Source organism: Allobosea sp. P1_A7 (assembly GCF_056406775.1).
In genome coordinates this window covers 1-1,143 of sequence record NZ_JBFTZN010000591.1, presented here as the reverse complement: position 1 = coordinate 1,143, position 1,143 = coordinate 1, and the positions used below count along the sequence as shown (strand labels likewise).

At 59.1% G+C, this 1,143-nt stretch carries 1 protein-coding gene; it reads left to right on the top strand.

The features are described 5' to 3' along the window. Positions 1-461 precede the first annotated feature (461 nt). Positions 462-620: a hypothetical protein gene (locus tag AC1D34_RS37850; protein ID WP_476827064.1), complete on the top strand. Its 159-nt coding sequence runs from the start codon at positions 462-464 to the stop codon at positions 618-620. The last annotated feature ends 523 nt before the right edge of the window (positions 621-1,143 follow it).

The window sequence follows — 1,143 nt, the reverse complement described above, 5'->3', positions numbered from 1 at the left end:
GGGCCGCTCATTCTGGCGATGCGGACCTGAAAGGGTCGCCGCGACTCTCGTCCAACTTCACCCGCAGACGACGCGGCGCACACCTCAGGCATCCCAATAGCGCGTTTGCACACGGCCTCGGTGGTTTGCGGAAGTTCGTTCTCTACCCCCGACCAGACGTTCACCGCGCCGGGCTTCGGCGCACGGCGATCCGAGATCGACGCGGGTGTGTGCGGCCAGAAAACCAGGCCGAGAAACACTGAGGCCTAGTCTGCGATCAGGAAGGTCAACCTGCACGTGCGCCGAAGCCCTTGGGACCAGATTGCGGCGAGAACGCATAGTAGCGAGCCCCCACGAACAGGCTGACCGGCAGCTTCCCGACCTTGATCACCTTCTGCCGTTGATCGGGACGGTGAGCTTGTCGTTGGCCCAGTCATACGTTGTGTCGGTGTTGAGCGAGAAGGTGTGATTTCTGGCCCTACATGATCCCCTATTCCGTTACGGTGGCGGGCGCTGCCGCGCCAGATGCCACGTTGAGCTTCCTGTTCTATGGCGGCGTCGTGGTCCTGCCGATCATCGCTATCTACACAATCGGCGTCTATTGGTTCTTCCGCGGCAAGATCCACCAAGACGTGAAGTGACCAGCTATGCGATTTTGACGGTGCCGTGCAAATGCAGGTCTAAATGGCCGCTCGACTAATCGAGACAGACGACAGCCTGCGGATTTTCCCCTTTTGTTCGAACCAGAAGAGTTCGAGCGGCAAATTCGGAACCAGCCACGAGCGAATGCGGCGTTTGTTTTGGGACCCTCGGCTTGAAACGCTCTGCCTAGTCACTCCGGGATTGGGCAGCCGTTTTGTGATCGTCACTTTTCAGCGAGCCCGTTCTGTGAAGCGGCGCCTCACATGCCAGTGGCGTGAGCCGCAGCATTGTCCGAAAAAGCCCGCAAGCTGCGGAGGTCGCGACCTGACAGTTCCGTCCATTCGAAGGCCGTCGGGCAGACAGGCTAAGTAAATATGTCACACTCATCGTTGCCGACCGGTGGGAAGTAAGACGCGCGTTGAACGGGAGCAGTCTTCGGCGGATGCTTACGATGGAATTTTAGAGCATGAGTCGCAAAGAAGGGGATTGCGATGACACTCAACCACGCGAGGGCCTGCGGCT

Coding starts and splice junctions, on each gene's coding strand:
- AC1D34_RS37850 (WP_476827064.1), top strand. CDS start 462: ATGATCCCCTATTCCGTTACGGTGGCGGGCGCTGCCGCGCCAGATGCC.